At 72.6% G+C, this 14,582-nt stretch carries 11 protein-coding genes; 8 read left to right on the top strand and 3 right to left on the bottom strand.

All coding sequences use genetic code 11. The features are described 5' to 3' along the window. Window positions 1-14: 14 nt before the first annotated feature. Genes ACTFAP_RS15065 through ACTFAP_RS15045 form a run of 5 tightly spaced genes read left to right on the top strand, consistent with a single transcriptional unit; the run spans window position 15 to window position 6,165 of the window. Window positions 15-1,235 (top strand): peroxidase-related enzyme, encoded by a 1,221-nt coding sequence (locus ACTFAP_RS15065; protein ID WP_495681117.1) that lies wholly within the window; start codon window positions 15-17, stop codon window positions 1,233-1,235. 27 nt (window positions 1,236-1,262) lie between these two features. Next, on the top strand, window positions 1,263-2,348 hold the full coding sequence (locus ACTFAP_RS15060; protein WP_500466578.1) for an ABC transporter substrate-binding protein: 1,086 nt from the start codon (window positions 1,263-1,265) through the stop codon (window positions 2,346-2,348). Between the two features lie 6 nt (window positions 2,349-2,354). Next, window positions 2,355-3,473, top strand: coding sequence for a FecCD family ABC transporter permease (locus ACTFAP_RS15055; protein WP_500466577.1), 1,119 nt, complete (start codon window positions 2,355-2,357; stop codon window positions 3,471-3,473). Beyond that, window positions 3,470-4,243, top strand: coding sequence for an ATP-binding cassette domain-containing protein (locus ACTFAP_RS15050; protein WP_495681114.1), 774 nt, complete (start codon window positions 3,470-3,472; stop codon window positions 4,241-4,243). The genes ACTFAP_RS15055 and ACTFAP_RS15050 overlap by 4 nt, the downstream gene beginning before the upstream one ends. Then, window positions 4,240-6,165 (top strand): FAD/NAD(P)-binding protein, encoded by a 1,926-nt coding sequence (locus ACTFAP_RS15045; RefSeq protein ID WP_500466576.1) that lies wholly within the window; start codon window positions 4,240-4,242, stop codon window positions 6,163-6,165. Before ACTFAP_RS15050 ends, ACTFAP_RS15045 begins: the two co-directional genes overlap by 4 nt. An 18-nt stretch (window positions 6,166-6,183) precedes the next feature. On the opposite strand, the gene ACTFAP_RS15040 is transcribed toward ACTFAP_RS15045, so the two are convergent. Further along, entirely contained in the window at window positions 6,184-6,651 is a 468-nt protein-coding gene (locus ACTFAP_RS15040; RefSeq protein ID WP_495681112.1) for a DUF5997 family protein, read from the bottom strand. A 59-nt stretch (window positions 6,652-6,710) separates the two neighbouring features. Here ACTFAP_RS15040 and ACTFAP_RS15035 point away from each other — a divergent pair, with 59 nt between their 5' ends. Continuing rightward, window positions 6,711-7,493, top strand: coding sequence for a LysR substrate-binding domain-containing protein (locus ACTFAP_RS15035; RefSeq protein ID WP_500466575.1), 783 nt, complete (start codon window positions 6,711-6,713; stop codon window positions 7,491-7,493). 15 nt (window positions 7,494-7,508) lie between these two features. On the opposite strand, the gene ACTFAP_RS15030 is transcribed toward ACTFAP_RS15035, so the two are convergent. Next, a complete protein-coding gene (locus tag ACTFAP_RS15030) occupies window positions 7,509-8,255 on the bottom strand; it encodes a dienelactone hydrolase family protein (protein WP_500466574.1) in 747 nt (248 codons plus the stop codon). A 185-nt stretch (window positions 8,256-8,440) separates the two neighbouring features. On the opposite strand from ACTFAP_RS15030, the gene ACTFAP_RS15025 reads away from it, so the two are divergent. Both ACTFAP_RS15025 and ACTFAP_RS15020 read left to right on the top strand, forming a co-directional pair. Beyond that, a complete protein-coding gene (locus ACTFAP_RS15025) occupies window positions 8,441-9,931 on the top strand; it encodes an MFS transporter (protein WP_500466573.1) in 1,491 nt (496 codons plus the stop codon). A gap of 269 nt (window positions 9,932-10,200) precedes the next feature. Beyond that, entirely contained in the window at window positions 10,201-11,106 is a 906-nt protein-coding gene (locus ACTFAP_RS15020) for a lytic polysaccharide monooxygenase auxiliary activity family 9 protein (RefSeq protein WP_500466572.1), read from the top strand. Window positions 11,107-11,170: 64 nt separating this feature from the next. On the opposite strand, the gene ACTFAP_RS15015 is transcribed toward ACTFAP_RS15020, so the two are convergent. After that, window positions 11,171-14,581, bottom strand: coding sequence for a DEAD/DEAH box helicase (locus ACTFAP_RS15015; RefSeq protein WP_500466571.1), 3,411 nt, complete (start codon window positions 14,579-14,581; stop codon window positions 11,171-11,173). Between the last annotated feature and the right edge of the window lies 1 nt (window position 14,582).

The following is a 14,582-nucleotide window of genomic DNA, read 5'->3' as shown; positions in this document are numbered from 1 at the left end:
TCGACGATTTCGACATGTTTGCCCGTGCCTCGGCCGACCACGCGACCGAGCACCACGAGGCGGAACTCATGAGCAGCAACCCCGACGACATCGCACGACTGGCCGGGCTCGACGAGCGGATCGCGGCGGCCAGGGCCACCAAACCGCTGGTCGCGCAGCGCGCCCAGGAAGCCTCGGAGGCGCTGTTCGGCGGCGAGGCGGCGGTGAGCGTACCGGTACGCCGGGGGCTGGCCGCCCTGGCCGCGCGCCGGCACGGCGTGGACGCGCTCGTCCGGGAGCACGTACGGCTCGGGGCGGACGCCGCGTTCCTGAGCGACGAACTGCCCGAGGACCCCAGGCTGCGCGCCGCCGCCGCCCACATCGACCTCCTCTCCGTCTCCCCCGCCCTGGCCACCCGCGCGGACCTCGACCTGCTGACCGAGGCCGGCTGGACGCCCGACGACATCGTCGTCATCTCGCAGGTCGCCGCGTTCACCGCCTTCCAGGCGCGCGCCATCCAGGGACTGCGGCTGCTCCAGGGGCACAACCCCGAGCCGGCCGGCACGCCGCACCGCCCCACGCCGGGGCGGGGCCGCACCAAGAGCACCGCCCGGGTGGCGTCCAACGGCCGCGAGCGCCCCGTCGCGTACACCCGTGAGCTGCTGTCCTGGACGGCCTGGGTGCCCCCCGTTCCCACCGACGAACTCACCCCCGAGCAGGAGGACTCCTTCCGGGGCAAGACCAACGGCGAGTACTTCCGGCTGCTGGCCCGGCTGCCCCGGGTGCTGGCCGCCCGCACCTCCCTGGACGCCGCGATCTTCGCCACCCGCGAAGGGCTGCCCCGCGCCGAACGCGAACTGGCCGCCGCCGCGACCAGCAAGGTGACCGACTGCGTCTACTGCGCCTCCGTGCACGCGCGCAAGTCCGCCCAGATGTCGAAGCGGCCCGAGGACGTGGACCGGCTGCTCGGTGTCACCCTCCAGCGGGACGCGGACTGGCTTCCGGCCGCGACCGCCCCGCTCGCCGCCGGGCAGGACGCGCGGTGGGCCGCCGTCATCGAGTTCGCCGCCGCCCTGGCCACCACGCCGGTCAGCGCCACCACCGCCCACGTGGACCGGCTGCGCGCCGAAGGGCTGGCGGACACCGAGCTGACCGACCTGGTCGCCGCCACCGCGTTCTTCGGCTGGGCGAACCGGCTGATGCTCAGCCTCGGCGACCCGTACTGGCCGGACGCCGCGCCCACCCCCGCCCGCTGACCCACCCGCAGAACGGAACCCCTCATCATGAGCCAACGGCTTTCCCGCACCGCCGCCCTCGCCGCCGTCACCGGTGTCGTGCTGTCCCTCGGCGCGTGCGGCACCGTGGTCAAGGAGACGGACGACACCAGCGGTGACGGCGGCGGCAGCGATCGGACGCTCACCGTCGTCGACGACGCCGGGCGCACCGTCGAACTCGACGGCCCCGCCGAGCGCGCCGTCGTCCTCAACAGCTACGGCAACGAGTTCGCCCAGGCCATCGGCGCCGGCGACCGAGTCGTCGGCTACGACCGGGTCTCCGCCGCCCGGCTGCCCTACCTGGGGATATCCGACGACGAGGTGGTCAGCGAGGACCTCCAGGAGATCAACTACGAGTCGGTCGCCGAACTCGACCCCGATGTCCTCATCATCCCCCGCAACGGCGCCTGGCAGGAGGCCGCCCGGCAGCTGGAGCCCTTCGGCATCCCCGTCGTGGTCGCCACCGCCTGGGACTTCGATGTCTTCCACGAGACCGTGGAACTGCTGGGTGAGGTCTTCGGCGAGACCGAGGGGGCGCAGCGGGTCTCCGGGTTCTACGACGAGATCTTCGGCGTGATCAGCGAGCGGGTGGCCGGCACCGACCCGGTGCGCGTGTACTGGGAGACCGAGCAGCCCTACCTCACCGGCCTCCCCGGCTCCGGCTTCGACCAGATCATCGTGGCCGCCGGCGGCGAGAACATCTACGGCGACCTGGACACCGGCGGCGACCAGCAGGCCGAGACCACCGTGGACCCCGCCTCGATCCTGGAGCGCGACCCGCAGGTCGTGGTACACGAGTTCGGGCCCTCCGCCGAACCCACCGGCCAGGAGCGTTTCGACACCCTGGCCGCCGAGCTCACCGGCCGGGCCGGCTGGCAGGACCTCACGGCCGTCGCCGAGGACCGGGTCTTCGTCACCAACGGCTGGGCCACCAGCGGCCTGTCCAAGGCCATCGGCGCGCTGTACCTGGCGAGCTGGCTGCACCCGCAGGAGTTCGCCGACATCGACCCGGGCACGTACCTGGAGCGCTGGGCCACCGAGTTCCAGGGCGCGGACTTCCCCGGCGACGACGCGTACATCCAGAAGGCGGGCTGAGCGGCGATGAGCATCTCCACGGGGGACGCGAGGACCGCGGCGGGCCCCGGCACCGCCCCCGGCCCGCGCCCCACCCCCGAAAAGCGCCGCTCCCGGCCCGCCCGGCTGGGCCGCCCCGCCGTCCTGTGGGCCGGTACGGCGCTGACCGTCCTCGTCCTCACCTGGTCCGTCACCGCCGGAACGGCCGGCGCCGGGCTCCTGGACGTGTGGCGCGCGATCCGGCTCGCCGTGCTCGGCGGCGTGCTGGAGCGGGACTTCGCCCAGACGTACTCGATCATCATCAACCTGCGGCTGCCCCGGGTACTGCTCGCCTTCGTGGCCGGCGCCGCGCTCTCCCTGGCGGGCGTGGTGATGCAGGGGCTGCTGCGCAACCCGCTGGTCTCCCCGTTCACGCTCGGTGTCTCGCCGGCCGCCGCCTTCGGTGCCGCGCTGGCCATCCTGCTCACCGGCGGCTCGGCCGGCTCGGGGTCGTGGCTGGTCATCGGCAGCGCGCTGGTCACCGCGCTGGCCGTGTCCGCCGTGGTGCTGGGGCTGGCCTCGGCCAAGGCGATGTCCACCGCCACCCTGCTGCTGCTCGGCATCGCGCTCACCCAACTGTTCGAGGCGATGACCGCGGCCCTCCAGTTCGTCGCGGACGAGAACACCCTCCAGGCCATCGTGCGCTGGACCTTCGGCTCGGTGAACAACGCCGGCTGGGGCGATGTCGTCGTCGTGGGGGCGTGCACCCTGGCCGCGCTGCCGCTGCTGCTGTGGTTCAGCCGCGACCTCAACGCCATCGCCTTCGCCGGTGACGACGCCGCCAAGAGCCTGGGCGTGAACGTCACCGCCGTACGGGTCGGCCTCATCGTCGTCTCCGTCGTCCTGGCCGCCGTCGTGGTGTCCTTCTGCGGTGTGATCGGCTTCGTCGGCCTGGTCGGACCGCACATCGCCCGGCTGGCCATCGGCGCCGACCACCGCTATCTGCTGCCGTTCTCGTTCCTGACCGGCGGACTGCTGCTGGTGATCGCGGACACGGTGGGGCGTACGGTGCTGGCCCCGTCAGTCATCCCGGTCGGCATCGTCGTCGCGTTCATCGGCGCCCCGATCTTCATCAACCTCATCCTCACCCGGAGGGCCGCCCAGTGAGTCTCGACATCGGCGCGGTCCGGTTCGCCTACCGGCGCAACCAGGTCCTTCAGGGCGTCGACCTGCGAGTGGCGGAGGGCGCGTTCTGCGCCCTGCTCGGCCCGAACGGCTCCGGCAAGTCCACCCTCACCAAGATCATCGCCCGGGTGCTGACCCCGGCCGGCGGCAGCGTCTCCTTCGGCGGCCGGGACCTGCTGACCGCCCCGCGACGCGAGCACGCCCGGGTCGTCGCGTACGTACCGCAGTCGGGGGCGACGCCGTTCGAGCAGACCGTACGGGAGGCCGTGCTGCTGGGCCGCACCCCGCACATCGGGCTGCGCCCCACCCGCGCGGACCGGGAGATCGTGGACGCCGCGATCGAACGGCTCGGCCTGGCGGAGCTGGGCGACCGCCCGATGTCCCAGCTCTCCGGCGGGCAGGCGCAGCGGGTGCTCATCGCGCGCGCCCTGGCCCAGCAGCCCCGGGTGCTGCTGCTGGACGAGCCCACCTCCGCGCTCGACCTGCGGTACCAGATCGAGACGCTGCAGATCGTCCGCTCGGTGACCCGGGAGGAGGGGGTCACGGCGCTGATCGCCATTCACGACCTCAACCACGCGGCGCACTTCTGCGACCAGGCGGTGCTGCTGGACGGCGGCCGGATCGTCGCCGACGGGCCGCCGGCGCAGGCGTTCGACGCCGGCGTGCTGAGCCGGGTGTACGGGCTCGACGTGCGGGTGACGCACGGCGAGAACGGCGTCCAGGTGCGGCCCTCCGCGCTGGAGGCCGCGTGAGGGCCTACGACGTGGTCGTGGTCGGCGGCGGGCCGCGCGCGGTCTCCGTCGTGGAACGGCTGGCCGCCCGGCACCCGGACGGCGCGCCGCCGGTACGGGTGGCGGTGCTGGACCGGGTGGAGCCGGGCGCCGGAGCCACCTGGCGCACGGACCAGTCGCCGCTGCTGCTCAACAACACCTACAGCGCGCACACCACCATCTACCCGGACGCGTCCACGCCGATGACGGGGCCGGTGACGTCAGGCCCCGATCTGATCACCTGGGCGCGGGAGAGCACCGCGCCGCCGGACCGGCCCGCGTGGGTCGCGGCGGAGGCGGCGGCCCTGCGGCCGTGGTCCTATCCGAGCCGGCGCATCCAGGGCGTGTACTACCGCGAGCAGCTGGCGCGGGCGGAGGCGACCGGACGGGTGCGGGTGACGCGGGTGCTCGGCACCGCGACCGGACTGGAACGGACCGGGGACGCGAACGGGGACGGGGACGGGGACGGTGCCCGTACGGTGTTGCTGGCCGACGGGGGGACGCTGACCGGCCGGTTCGTGATCCTCGCCCAGGGCATGGTGCAGGCCAGACGCTCGGCGCGGGAGCGCGCACTGGTGGCCGCGGCGGAGCGCGACGGCCTGGTGTACATCGAGCCCGGCATGCCCGCCGAACGCGACTGGGACCGGGTCCCGGCCGGCGAGAGCGTACTGGTGACGGGGCTGGGCGCCAACTTCTTCGACGTGGTCGCGCTGCTGACCGAGGGACGCGGCGGCCACTTCGAACCCGCCGGGGACCCGGCGCGGCCCGCCCGGCTGCGCTATGTGCCCGGCGGGCGCGAGCCACACCTGGTGGCGGGTTCGCGGCGCGGGCTGCCCTACCGGTCGAAGGCGGCGTACCCGCGCGGCTTCCCGCCCCGGTACGAGCCCCGGCTGGCCACCCGGGAGTGGTTCGAGCGGATCGCCGCCGTACCGGGGCAGGACTTCCGCCGCGACGTGTGGCCGCAGCTGGCGCGCGAGTTCGCCTGGGCCCATCTGTCCACGCTGCTCGCGCACCGGCCCGGGGCGCTGGTGGCCGGGGCGGCGGAGCCGGACCTGCTCGCCGCGCTGCGGGCGGCGCGGAGCGACGCCGCGGTGGACGCGGTGGTGGCGGGGGCGGTCGCCGACGAGCGCTGGGCGCTGTCGGTGGCGCGTCTTGACCGGCCGCGCGGCGCGGGACCGGTGGATCCGGGGACGTGGCGGCGGTGGGTGCGCGAGCACGTCGAGGACGAACTCGACGCGATGCACGCTCCGCTCACCCACCCGCGCAACACCGTCAACCGGGCCATGGCGGCGGTACGCGGCCCGGTGCGGCGCCTGGTGACGCGCGGCGCCCTGGACGGCCGCAGCGTAGCGCGGGACATCGACGGCTGGTTCACCGCGCTCGGCCTCGCCCTGGCGTCCGGCCCGCCGCCGCACCGTACGGCGCAGGTGCTGGCCCTGATCGACGCGGGTGTCCTCGACCTGCTCGGCGAGGACACCACGGTGAGCCACGAGGACGGCGCCTTCACCGGCCGGTCGGCGGTACGGCGCGACGCGCCGGTGCGGGCCCGGGCGTTCGTGGAGACCCGGATGTCGAAGGGGATCGTGACGGACACCGACGACCCGCTGCTGGCGGGGCTGCTGCGCACGGGCCGGGCGCGGCTGCACCACTGGCCCAGCGACCACGGCCCACCACCCACCAGCGGCACCCTGGACGTGACCCCGGACGGCTTCCACCTGCTGGACGCGGACGGGGGCGCGGACGAGCGTGTCGTGGTGCTGGGGATACCGGCGGAGGCGGTGCAGCCGGGCTCGGCGATCGGCGCCACCCCGGGCACCCCGTCCCCCCTGCTGGCCGGGGCGGACCGGGCCGCGGCCCAGGTCCTCGCGGTGGTGCGGGAGGCCGGGGCCGAGCCGGTCGGCTGACGGCGGTGGGCCGTCCGGTCAGGAACGGCGGCGCGGCGCGGTGGTGCGGGAGGGGCGCGAGGGGCGGGACGGCTTGTCGCGCTTCTCCTGCTGCTCCCGCTCCTGCTTCTCCTGCTGCTCCTGCTTCTCCTTGACGCGGACGGCTTCCTTGCGGACGTCGGCCTGGGTGGCGCGTTCCTGCTGGAGCCACTCGGGGAGGTCGGTCTTCAGCGCCTCGATCTGGGCCGTGGTCAGGGGGTCGGTCACCCCGCCGCGGGCGAGGCCGGCGATGGAGATGCCCAGCTTGGCGGCGACCACGGGCCGGGGGTGGGGCCCCTCGGCGCGCAGGGTCTGGAGCCACTGGGGCGGATCGGCCTGCAGCGCGTTCAGTTCGCTGCGGGTGACGACGCCCTCCTGGAATCCGGCGGGGGTGGCGGGGAGGTACACACCCAGCTTCTTCGCCGCCGTGGCGGGCTTCATCGTCTGGTCGGTCCGGTTCGAGCTCATGGGCTCAAGCGTAGCGAGCGCGCGCGATACCTCCGACCATGACCGGATAGCCTGATGTTGTGACGGACTCGGACTCGGACTCGGACGCGGACGCTGCCCCTACGTTCCGGCTCGCTTACGTACCGGGTGTGACGCCCGGCAAGTGGGTGCGGATCTGGAACGAGCGGCTGCCCGGCGTCCCGCTCGTGCTCGACGCGACGGCGGCGGCCGAGGCCCCCGGCGCCCTGCGGGAGGACCGGGCCGACGCGGCGCTGCTGCGGATGTCGCAGGACCGCGAGGGGCTGAACGTGATCCCCCTCTACACCGAGACCACCGTGGTCGTGGTCCCCAAGGACCATGTGGTGGTGGCGGCCGACGAGGTGACGGTCGCGGATCTCGCCGATGACGTGGTGTTCCACCCGCTGGACGACACCCTGGAGTGGGAGCGGCTGCCGGGGCGGCCCGCGGTGGAGCGGCCGGCCACCACGGAGGACGCGATCGAGCTGGTCGCGGCCGGGGTGGGCGTGCTGGTCGTACCGCAGTCGCTGGCCCGGCTGTACCACCGCAAGGACCTCACCTACCGGCCGGTCACGGACGCGCCCGCCTCGCGGGTGGGGCTCGCCTGGCGGGCGGACGGGGAGCCGGGTGAGCTGGTCGAGGAGTTCATCGGGATCGTCCGGGGGCGGACCGTGAACAGTTCGCGGGGGCGGCAGCAGGCCGAGCCGGCGCCGAAGGTGAAGGCCAGGGCGAAGGCGAAGGCGCGGGCCGAACGGCGGGCCGCCGCCTCCCCGTCCTCCTCCTCTTCCTCGTCCGGCGGCGGCAAGGGCGGGGCGCGGCGCGGGCGGCCCCGGCGGCGTTCGTAGCGCCGCTCCCCCGGTTCAGGGGGTAAGGGTGCGGCCGAGGAGATCGAGCAGGGCCCGCCAGTGGCGTGCGTCGGCCTCGGCGCCGTACGCGGCGGTGTCGGCCTGGGTGAAGCCGTGCCGGGCCCCGGCGTAGACCTCGGACCGGTGCCGTACCCCGGCCGAGGTGAGGGCCTCCTCCAGGCGGTCGATCTGCTCGGGCGGGTTACTGGCGTCCTGGTCGGCGTGGCCGAAGTACAGCTCGGCCCGGAGATCCCCGGCGAGCAGGTGCGGGCTGTCGGCCGCGTCGGTGGCCAGCCGCGCGCCGTGGAAGCCGGCGACGGCGGCGACCCGGTCCGGGTACGTGCCGGCGGTGCGCAGCGCGAGCGCGGCGCCCATGCAGTAGCCGGTGATCCCGACCGGGCCCGTGGTGGTGAGCGGTGAGGCGGCCAGCCAGTCGAGGTAGGCGGCGGCGTCGCGCCCGGCGGCCTCGGGGGTGAGGGCGCGCAGGGCGGGGCCCAGGCGTTCGAAGATCGCGGGCCGTTCGGCGGGGCCGATGAACTCCGGCAGGTCGAGGACGGGTGCGCGGCCCGCGCGGTACAGGACGTTGGGCAGCAGCACCGTGTAGCCGGCCGCGGCGAGGCGGTCGGCCATGGCCTTCAGGGGCGGGCGCACACCGAAGGCGTCCATGTACATGAGGACGGCCGGGTACGGGCGGTCGTCGGCGGGGTGGGCGAGGTACGCGTCGGCGGTGCCGTCCGGGGTGGGGATGTCGACGGTCGTCATGGGTGGCTGCCTGTCTCCTGGTCGGGGGTTCCGGGTCCTGGGTTCGTCCACGCGTGATCACCGTAACCGTGCGCGGGTGAGGGCGGCCGGACTTTACCTAGAAGTTGCCTAAGTCAATCAATCGAGGCAGTATCTTTGAGTAAGTCAAGCAATTCACCACCGTCACCATCCCGAAGGGCCCCGCGATGTCCGATCCGCTCACCCGACCCCCCGAGAAAGGCGCCTCGGGACGCACCCCGAACACCAACGCCATCGTGGCCGTCCTGGCACTCGCCGGCATCGTCGTCTCCTTGATGCAGACCCTGGTGATCCCGATCGTCCCGGAACTGCCCGGATACCTGAACGCCTCCGCCGCCGACACCGCCTGGGCCGTCACCGCCACCCTGCTCGCCGCCGCCGTCGCCACCCCGGTCGCGGGCCGGCTCGGCGACATGTTCGGCAAGCGGCGCGCCCTGCTGGTCAGCCTGGGGCTGCTCATCACCGGCTCGGTGATCTGCGCCCTCAGCGACTCCCTGGTCCCCATGATCGTCGGCCGCGTCCTGCAGGGCCTGGCCGCCGCCGTCGTCCCGCTCGGCATCAGCATCATGCGCGACGAACTGCCGGCGGAGCGGCTGGCCGGCTCCACCGCCCTGATGAGCGCCTCGCTGGGCGTCGGCGGCGCGCTCGGGCTGCCGGCCGCCGCGTTCATCGCCGACACCTTCGACTGGCACCTCCTCTTCTGGACCTCGGCCGTGGCCGGTGCCCTCGGCCTCGCCCTGGTGCTCGCCTTCGTGCCCGAGTCCCGGGTACGCACCGGGGGGCGCTTCGACCTGACCGGCGCGCTCGGGCTCTCCGCCGCGCTCGTGTCCGGGCTGCTCGCCATCTCCAAGGGCGGCGACTGGGGCTGGACCAGCGCGACGACGCTGGGGCTCGGCGCCGCGGCCGTCCTGCTGCTGGTGGCGTGGGGGTGGTACGAACTGCGCGCGCCGCAGCCGCTGGTGGACCTGCGGGCCACCGCCCGCCCGCAGGTGCTGTTCACCAACCTCGCCTCGGTGGCGTTCGGCTTCTCGATGTTCGCGATGTCGCTGGTGCTGCCGCAGCTGCTCCAGCTGCCGGAGGCCACCGGGTACGGTCTGGGCCGGTCGATGATGACCGTCGGCCTGGTGATGGCGCCGCAGGGGCTGATCATGATGGCGATGGCCCCGCTCTCGGCCGCCATCACCAAGGCGAAGGGGCCGAAGATCACTTTGATGGCCGGCGCCGTCATCGTCGCCGCCGGCTACAGCCTGAACATCGTGCTCATGTCGGAGGTCTGGCACCTCGTCCTGGTCTCCTGCGTCATCGGCGCCGGGGTCGGCTTCGCGTACGGGGCGATGCCCGCGCTGATCATGGGCGCCGTCCCCGCGTCCCAGACCGGCGCGGCCAACAGCCTCAACACCCTGATGCGCTCCATCGGCACCTCGACCGCCAGCGCCATCGCGGGCGTGATCCTGGCGCAGATGACGATGGACTTCGGTGGGCAGGCGCTGCCGTCCGAGAGCGGTTTCAAGACGGTCATGGCCATCGGGGCGGGCGCGGCGCTGCTCGCGCTGGCCATCGCCGCCTTCATCCCGGGGCGCAAGGCCGCGGCGGCGGAGCCGGCGGGAGCCGGGCCGGAGCGCGCGGCGGTCCCGGCGGCCCCGGCGGCGCGGGCGTGAGCGCGGGCGTGAGCGCGGCATGAGGACGCGCGGGCACCGCTGAACCGGCGGCCGGGCCCGGAACGTACGCCGAGCGGTGGGCGTTCCGGGCCCGGCGCGTGCGGCGGGGGTTCTGGAATGGCCCGCAGGGCGCTATTTTGTTGTGCGGGAGCGCTCCCATGCACGGACTGAAGTACCGGCGACGGGCCGTCGGTACCGCCGGCCCGTACGACCTACAGGGCCGTCGCTGCCGCATGCCCGTCACGGTCCATCCCCTTTCAAGGAGAACCGTGAGCACTCATCCCCCCACCACGCGCAAGGCCCGGCTGCTGGCCGTACTCGGCGCCGCGGTGCTCGGCCTCGTCGCCGCGCTGATCCCCTCCCCCGCGTCCGCGCACGGCGCGACCATGCTGCCGGGCGCGCGGACGTACCTGTGCTACCTGGACCTGCAGCGCAACATGGGCACCCAGATGCCGACCAACCCCGCCTGTGCGGCGGCGGTGCAGGCGACCGGCACCGGCCCGCTCTACAACTGGTTCGCCGTTCTCGACTCCAACGGGGCCGGCCGCACCAGCGGTTACATCCCGGACGGGCAGCTGTGCAGCGGCGGCAACCGGGGCCCGTTCAACTTCTCCTCCTACGACGCGGTCCGCAGCGACTGGCCCATCACGCACCTCACCTCGGGCCAGAACATCGAGCTGCGGCACAGCAACTGGGCGCACCACCCCGGCCAGTTCAACGTGTACATCACCAAGCAGGGCTGGAACGGCGGGGCCCTGGGCTGGGGTGACCTGGAGCAGATCAACTCGGTGACCAACCCGCCGCAGCGCGGCAGCGTCGGCTCCGACAACGGCCACTACTACTGGGACGTCCAGCTGCCGCAGCGCACCGGCACGCACATGCTGTACGTGCACTGGATCCGTTCCGACAGCCAGGAGAACTTCTACTCCTGCTCCGACATCGTCTTCGACGGCGGCAACGGCGAGGTCACCATGGGCGACGGTGAGACGCTGAGCGCGGAGGAGGTCACCGAGCTGGCCAACACCGCCGAGGCGGCGGCCGCGGCGTCCCACAGCGGGCACGCCGAGCACACCGACCACAGCGCGCACGAGGGCCACACCGCGTCCGCGGCGGCGACCGGCACGGTCACACCGGCCGGTGCGGGGCTGCGCACGCTGGTGTCCGCACTGTTCTGATCCGGAACGGTCCGTCCTTTCCGGTCTGACTCCCGATCATGTGCTCTGTCCGGCGGATGAACCCTTATCCGCCGGACAGGCCTGGAGAGCCGGGCAACCACCCGGAGTTCGATCCCGGAGCCGGGTCGCGGCGAACGAGTGTGAGCCGACGGGCCAGGACGGAGAAGTGGCGCTGGTCGTGCCACGACGCGTGATTTCCGATCACCATCAACCGGCGCTTGGCGCGACTGACGGCGACATTGAGCAGATTGGGCTGCGACGCGGCCCAGCGCCGGGACCCCGCAGCATCCGGATGAGTGCCGAGAACAATGATCACCACGTCCGCCTCCTTGCCCTGTGCCGTGTGCACGGTCCCCACGCGTTGGCCGGGCACCAGGTCACGCAGCGTCTCGGCCGCGCGTCCTGCCACCTCACGGAACGGGCTGATCACGTACAGCTGTTCTGCGGGAAGGCCTCGTTCGCGCAGTTGCCGGACCGCTTCGACAAGGGCTTCTCCCTCAGCGGGAACCCACTTTCCGGAGGCCTGCTGCGAGCGCACATCCCACCAGAAGCTCTCCTTCGGCGGCCTGAACTCACCACGGTCACCCACTCCGTGGACCATCAGCCCGGCGTAGGCGATCTCATTACTGACCGAGAACATCGGGTCGTCGCAGCGCCGGTGGACACGGAGGGGAGAGCCTACCCATACGTGGGTGGAGCCGTCGGGGAGCGCCGCGGGCAGTGTTGTGCCCCACCGCCCGAGTCGATCGGCGACCCGCTGGGCCGACGTCCAAGCCGGCACCCACTCCTGTGCGACGCCATGGTGTTCCCGCAGGCGCTGCTGCGCGGTCCAGGGCAATACTACGACCGGCTCCAGTTGCAGCGGATCGCCGACCAGTACCGCGCGGCTGCTTCGCCACAGCGCCCCGACCGGTTGTTGCGGTGCGGCCTGCCCCGCCTCGTCGATGAAAAGCCATCCGATGTCCTCCCGTCCCAGACCGCTGAACAGCCGGTCGCACGAGGCGAAGGTGGTGGAGACGACAGGGACGGTGAGGAAGAGGTTCTGCCAACAAGCCCGCACGGCCTCGGGGGCGAGATCCTTCGGGGCGTCGCCGGTGAGAACATCCATCGTGGCGTGCAGGTTCTTGATCATGGTGTTTCCGGTCGCACTCAGAAATGCCCGGTGCAGCCGCAGAGCCTCCAGGAACAGCCGGGTGCGGGCGGCGGTGAACTCCTCGTCCGACCAGGGAGCGCTCTTCTCCCGGCGTTCGAGGCCGTCCTGGCCGGCTCCGGGCATGTAGTCGGCCAGGTCGGGGACGTGTGCGCCCCAGCGTTCCCGGGCGCTGCGCACGGTCTGCGCGCACTCGGCCGTCCGGCTCTGCTGATTCCGCCACGTATCCACCACCCGCTGCCCGTCCTCCACCTCACGGCGAAGCGCCTCGCAGTGACTCCGCGCCTGCGCGACTGCTTCGCCGGCCTCTCGGATGCCGACGGTCAGACGTTCGTACTCCTCCTGCCAGTGACGGTTGGTCCGTCCGCCGGTGAACAGGCTGTGCAGCAGGCCCGGTCTCCCCGCCTGGTGGTCATGGCGTTCCGCGCGAAGCTGTCCTTCCACCTCTTGGAGGGATTGAAGTCGTTGGCGTGCCGTCGCGGCGCGGCCCGACAGGCCGGGCAAGGCTGCACGGACCTGGTTGGCCCGGTGGGCCGCCTCCGACAGATCCCGCTCGGCGGCCGCCAGTTCCAGCAACGCCCGGGCGGCCAGCTGTCGTTCCCTCCGCAGACGCTCCACGACTCGCCACTGCGCGGTGAACCGCGCCACACTGGCGCCCCAGTCCGGCCTCTCCGTGGGGGTACCGTCCTGCCCCCTCAGCACATGCCACAGTCCCCGTTCGGTGCGGGTTTGGCCTCCCGCTCCTTTCCCTCGAAGGTTGCCCCACCAAAAGCTACGGACAAAGTCGTTGCGATTCTTCTTGTTGCCCAGCCGGGCCGCGACAGCTCCCCAGGCATCCTTGCCATCGAGCATCAGGCTCGCCTGCTCGCCCAGATAGTCCGCTTCTTGGCGCCACTGTTCGGCGATGGCAGCCCGGGAAGGGATCTCCTCCGTGATGTTTTCCACCGCGCCGTTGTTCGCCGAGGCCACCACCATGGAGAACGCGGCGAACGCCGGCTTCAGTTCTCGCACCGAGCGGGAGTATTGCTGGCTTCGCCAGGTGTGAGCCTTTCCGAAGGCGTGCTGGGGGTCTCGTAGTCCCGCCAGCTCGTGCGCTCGCTCCGTGACCAGGGCCGCGATGACATCGCGCAGCATCGTGGTCTTACCCGTTCCGGGCGGGCCATTCACGGAGAACAAGCCGTCTCCGGGGCGCAACTCGGCGAGTATCCGGTTGACGGCGAACTGTTGGCTGAGCACCAGTGGCCGATCGGATGCCGACGGCCAGCGCCCCATCGGAATGTCCTCGGGCATCACCCCTGCCAGGATCGCCTCCGGTACTTGGCGCACATCCAGGCGGCGTGCGCTCTCGATCCGATCGGCACCGGTGAGGTAGGCCTCAAGCGCCCGGCCGACCCGGCCGCGGGCCAGCTCGTCGGCGACCCTCTCCAGGTCGTCGCTGATGAAGCTGTTGAGGAAGTCCGTGGTGGTCGTCCCGTCGGCCCGGTCCTCGCGGACCTGAACGCTCTTCACCCTAGCGGCGTCGGGTGCGAGATCCACAGTGACCGCGAAACGGTCCGCGAGCCAGGCGGTGAAGGCCGCGATGGCCGGCACCGTCACGGGGTGGGTGCCGAGATCCTCCGCCTCCGCCCCGCCGACGGGGGTGTCTTCAGCTTCTGCCTCCGCCTGCCCGTCACCACCGATCAGGTCGACGGCTCCCCGGGTGAAGGTCTCGGCCGCCTCTCCCGCACCTGATTGCGCGGCTTCGCCCACAACGCCCCCAACAGCCTGACCCACCACGCCCCTCACCAGCTCTCCGACTCCGGATACCAGTCCGCCGCTGAGAGCGTCACCGACCAGCCGTCCCGCGGTCGCCAGCAACCCCCCGTGGGCCGCCCCTCCCCCTCCCACCACGAGCTTTCCGTCCCCGAGATCGAGCATCCGCCGCTCGCAGAAACCCGCCTCATCGGAAAAACCGTCGAGCCATTGGGCATCGCCGGGCCCCGGCGACCTGGTACGACCAACCGCCCAGGCACAGGCGGAGAACGTGATGGAGTCCTTGAGCAGCAGCCCGTTCTGGTCGACGGTGAAGCACATGAGGGCGCTGTCCCCGGTGAGCCGGCCGTCACGGTCCTCGGCCGCGGAGTCGGGGAACAGCTCCGCGAGGACATCACGCACCCGCTCAATGCCGAACACGCCGCAGTACACGATGTGCTGCCAGACGTATCCACGACGGGGCGGCGGCAGCCGGTCGGGGTCTTCCCACGGCAGCGCCCGCCCCGGTCTGACGGCCACCACTCGTTCAGCGTGATGTACGGCGGGAACCTTCTGCGGACTGAACAGCTCCACG

It is taken from the genome of Streptomyces sp. PH9007, from assembly GCF_059813725.1.
The sequence above is the reverse complement of the archived record's forward strand: the minus strand, read 5'-3'. Positions and strand labels throughout refer to the sequence as shown.

Coding starts and splice junctions, on each gene's coding strand:
- ACTFAP_RS15060 (WP_500466578.1), top strand. CDS start 1,263: ATGAGCCAACGGCTTTCCCGCACCGCCGCCCTCGCCGCCGTCACCGGT.
- ACTFAP_RS15040 (WP_495681112.1), bottom strand. CDS start 6,651: ATGAGCTCGAACCGGACCGACCAGACGATGAAGCCCGCCACGGCGGCG.
- ACTFAP_RS15030 (WP_500466574.1), bottom strand. CDS start 8,255: ATGACGACCGTCGACATCCCCACCCCGGACGGCACCGCCGACGCGTAC.
- ACTFAP_RS15055 (WP_500466577.1), top strand. CDS start 2,355: ATGAGCATCTCCACGGGGGACGCGAGGACCGCGGCGGGCCCCGGCACC.
- ACTFAP_RS15065 (WP_495681117.1), top strand. CDS start 15: ATGTTTGCCCGTGCCTCGGCCGACCACGCGACCGAGCACCACGAGGCG.
- ACTFAP_RS15025 (WP_500466573.1), top strand. CDS start 8,441: ATGTCCGATCCGCTCACCCGACCCCCCGAGAAAGGCGCCTCGGGACGC.